This window comes from Mesorhizobium sp. M7A.F.Ca.CA.004.12.1.1, from assembly GCF_003997835.1.
Taxonomy (GTDB): domain Bacteria; phylum Pseudomonadota; class Alphaproteobacteria; order Rhizobiales; family Rhizobiaceae; genus Mesorhizobium.
This window is the reverse complement of record NZ_RZRK01000644.1, coordinates 1-3,533: the sequence shown is the minus strand read 5'-3', so window position 1 is coordinate 3,533 and position 3,533 is coordinate 1. Positions and strand designations below refer to the sequence as shown.

Below are 3,533 nucleotides of genomic sequence, written 5' to 3'. Positions count from 1 at the left end.
CGCTACCGCAGCGCCTACCTGCGCGTCATGCCGCTGATCCTGCTGGTGGCGCTTCCCGGCGTCGCCTTCGCCACGGCGATGTCGGATGTGCTGATCCCCTTCGTGCTCGGCGAGCAATGGCGCGCAAGCGCCTCGATTTTCCTGGCGCTCGGCTTTGCCGGGCTGCTGCAGCCGCTCAACAATCCGGCGGGGTGGCTTTTCGTCAGCCAGGGCCGCTCCGGCGATTTCATGCGCTGGGGCATCATAACGGCCGTGACGTCGGTGCTGGCCTTCATGCTCGGCCTGCCCTATGGCGCGCTGGGCGTGGCGATCGCCTATGCGATCAGCGAATATCTGCGGACGCCGTTCCTGTGGCTCTATGTCGGCAAGAGCGGGCCGCTTCAGGCGCACCATGTACTTCGCGCGGCAACGCCGTTCGTGCTTGGCGCCCATCTGGCACTGGCCGGCATCTGGTTCATCAAGCCAGCGCTGCCGCAGCAGCATGTCGTCGCCCTGGCCAGCGGCGCCGTGCTCGCCTACCTCATCACCATCGTCATCGCACTGGCATTCGCCTCCGGCCGCGAAGCCTTGCGCGAGGCCCTCAAGATGCTGCCGGCAAGGCTGCCTGCGGCGGCGGCGCGCGAAGCGCAATAATTTGGGCGTCTTCGACTGCTACGGACATCTCCTCCAGGACCAGGTCTGAACCATGCACTACCGATCGATCTCCGATATGAACGACGCCATTGTCAGGGGCCTGCACCGGCTGCCACGCGACATCGACCTGGTGGTCGGTGTGCCGAGAAGCGGCGTTTTGGCAGCGACGCTGGTCAGCCTTGCCGCGAACATCCCGATGACCGATCTCGACAGCTTCCTGGAAGGGCGTATCTATACGTCTGGCGTCACCAAGCGCCGTGCCGCTCTCGACCGCAAGGTTTCCGAGATGCGCAAGGTGCTGGTGATCGACGACAGCGTCGCTGGCGGCAACGCCATGCGTGACGCACGCGCCCGCATCCAGGCTGCGGGCATCAAGGCGGAGTTCACCTTTGCCGCCGTGTTCGGCCTTGAGCCCCAGCACCAGGAAACCGACCTCGTCTTCGAAGTCGTGCCGCATCCGCGCATGTTCCAGTGGAACTTCATGCATCACAAATTCCTGGCGCAATGCTGCGTCGACATTGACGGCGTGCTGTGCCTCGATCCGACAGAGGCGGAAAACGACGACGGCCCGGCCTATGAAAAATTCCTCAGCGAAGCGCGGCCGCTCCATGTCGCGACCCACAGGATCGGCTGGCTGGTCACCAGCCGACTGGAGAAATACCGCGCGCTCACCGAGGCATGGCTCGCCAAGCATGAGATCAAATACGACCAGTTGATCATGCTCGACCTGCCGAGCAAGGCGGAACGGCAACGGCTCGGCGCGCATGGCAGTTTCAAGGCGGATTTCTACCGCAAGTCCGATGCCATCCTGTTCATCGAGAGCGAGCACGAACAGGCGCTGAGGATCACCGAACTGTCAGGCAAGCCGGTGCTGTGCGTCGAAACGCATATGGTCAGCTTTCCCAACACGCTGTCGCTGCCGGCACTTGGTCAGCCGGCCAGGAACCTGCCGGCAAGGCTGCGGCAGATCAAGTCGCAAGAGGGCCGCAAAAGCGCCGCCAAGACCATTGCCCGCGCGCTGCTTGGCGCCCGCGGCTACGAGACGCTGAAAAGCCGGGTCAAGCGCCCGGCCTGACCTGCTCAGGCGGCGCCGTCAGGCCGCCTGTCGCGCGCGCTGCTGCATGGCCCTGTCCAGTATCGAGAAGAAGGTGATGAACTGGCGATCGGGATCGAGTTCCGGGCGCCCGGCGAAGCTGCGGGCGAGGCTGGAAAGCCGGTCATATTCCTGATTGTCGTTCCACAGCCGCCTGACGGCCGCGACCCAGTCGGCCAGCGGTGCATCATAATCCAGCACCACGCCACCGGAGCCGATCGCTTCGGGCAGACCGCCGCGCCGCGAGCCGACAACGGGGATTCCGCTGCAATGGGCCTCCGACGCGACGCGGCCCCAGGCCTCTTCCCACTTGCTGGGAGCAAGCAGGATCTTCGTGCGGCCGTAGACCGTCTTCATGTCGCTGGTGCGGCTCTCCAGGACGACATTGCCCAAGGGAGCGATCGTCTGTTCGATCCGCGCCCGGTGATCGTCGTCGAGCTTCCAGCTTTCGACGAACAGGAATGGAATTTCGCGGCAGGCGCCGGCAATCCGCACCGCGAGCTCGAACCCCTTTTCCTCATAAGGGTTGATCAGCGTGACGAACTGGCCCGTCGTCGGCGTCGAGTAGTGCGCCGGGTTGATGGTTGGCGGGATCACCACCGCCTCGATGCCGAACTCCTGTCTGTAAGTACGTGCGGTGAAGTCAGAATTGGCGATGTAAAGCGCGGAATGCAATTCGCGCAGATCGCCGCCCAGTTCATGGAACTCGACATTGCGGAGATAGACGACCAGAGGCACGCCCTCCGCCTGCAGCGCCTTGCCGATCGGAACCGATTTGTGACACTGGACCACGGCGACATCGGGCTTCAGCCTGTCGACGGCATAGCCCGCTGCTTCCCAGGGAAACCAGGCCCGCACCACCGGATAGCCGGGATAGCTGTCGACAACCGCCGGCTGCCGCAGCAGCTTCATCTTGGCGCGCGCCTTGAAGCCGAAGACACCATCACCGAACAGGGCGGCGAGCACAGCGGCTTCATGACCGTGCTCGATCAGCTGTTCGGCCAGATGATGCGTGCTCGACTGAACGCCGCCGCTGAACTCGGGCGGGTAGCCGTTGCCGCCTGCAAAGAGAACTTTCATGATCGGGCTCCTTGTCGCATCTCGTATTCCTTGCTCGGAGACAACAGGCAAAGTCCGCCGCCTCGCTTTCGACGTCAGGCAAGTTTCGGCGGCTCCAGATTGGCGAAGGGATTGGTACAGGATTGCCAGCCGGTAAATCGGATCGGGTCGTTGGGCGAACTGCGCCAGGCGTAGTCCGTCAGCATATGGAATTCGGCGACCACCCAGCGGTCGAAATGCACCAGATCTTCCCGCTTTCGCTCGGGCAGCAGGCGGCGTGCTGCGCCCAATTTGAGTTCCTCCACCAGCGTGACGGCGTCGCTTAGTTTTTCGCTTGGAAAGTTCCACGGATTCCTGTTGCGGAACGCCAGCACGAACTGCTGCAGATGCTCGATGCGGATGTTCAACTTGCCAAGGTATTTTTCCAGCGTGACGCGCACCAGATCCTCGTCCGAGAACGAGGAAACGGCGGCGTAGGCGACCCCTGTCGAAACCACTCCGCCAGCCATGACGGCCAGGGCCGAGCGTCTGGAAATCTCGATCATGCGATACCTCCTTTCACGCGATCCGGCTCGCCGCCCGCAAGGACAGCGCTGCCGCGGTCAGGCTCGGGTTGGCGCAGGAGCAGCTCGGATAGGTGCTTGTGCCGACGACGACCAGATTTCTGAGCTGGTGGTGGATCATGCCGCTGTCGATGACCGAATCGGCTGGGCCCGTACCCCTCCTCACCGTGCCCTGGACGTGAGAT

General features: G+C 63.5%; 5 protein-coding genes. 2 read left to right on the top strand and 3 right to left on the bottom strand.

Going from position 1 to position 3,533, the window contains the following annotated elements; genetic code table 11:
- Both EN984_RS26840 and EN984_RS26835 read left to right on the top strand, forming a co-directional pair.
- The coding region (locus EN984_RS26840; protein WP_164765666.1) for a polysaccharide biosynthesis C-terminal domain-containing protein at positions 1 to 633 on the top strand (633 nt) is incomplete at its 5' end.
- A 52-nt stretch (positions 634 to 685) separates the two neighbouring features.
- The gene (locus EN984_RS26835; protein WP_127384075.1) at positions 686 to 1,708 is read left to right on the top strand and encodes a phosphoribosyltransferase family protein; all 1,023 of its coding nucleotides are present in this window, start codon (positions 686 to 688) and stop codon (positions 1,706 to 1,708) included.
- Between the two features lie 18 nt (positions 1,709 to 1,726).
- On the opposite strand, the gene EN984_RS26830 is transcribed toward EN984_RS26835, so the two are convergent.
- From EN984_RS26830 to EN984_RS26820, 3 genes are all read right to left on the bottom strand, one after another.
- Positions 1,727 to 2,806, bottom strand: a complete 1,080-nt coding sequence (locus EN984_RS26830; protein WP_127267654.1) for a glycosyltransferase — start codon at positions 2,804 to 2,806, stop codon at positions 1,727 to 1,729.
- Between the two features lie 74 nt (positions 2,807 to 2,880).
- The gene (locus tag EN984_RS26825; protein WP_127267655.1) at positions 2,881 to 3,330 is read right to left on the bottom strand and encodes a hypothetical protein; all 450 of its coding nucleotides are present in this window, start codon (positions 3,328 to 3,330) and stop codon (positions 2,881 to 2,883) included.
- A 13-nt stretch (positions 3,331 to 3,343) separates the two neighbouring features.
- On the bottom strand, positions 3,344 to 3,533 hold a 190-nt coding region (locus EN984_RS26820), incomplete at its 5' end, for a GMC oxidoreductase (protein WP_164765665.1).

What these genes read in the sequence shown, in the direction of transcription:
- EN984_RS26825 (WP_127267655.1), bottom strand. Translation starts at nt 3,330, where the DNA reads ATGATCGAGATTTCCAGACGCTCGGCCCTGGCCGTCATGGCTGGCGGA.
- EN984_RS26830 (WP_127267654.1), bottom strand. Translation starts at nt 2,806, where the DNA reads ATGAAAGTTCTCTTTGCAGGCGGCAACGGCTACCCGCCCGAGTTCAGC.
- EN984_RS26835 (WP_127384075.1), top strand. Translation starts at nt 686, where the DNA reads ATGCACTACCGATCGATCTCCGATATGAACGACGCCATTGTCAGGGGC.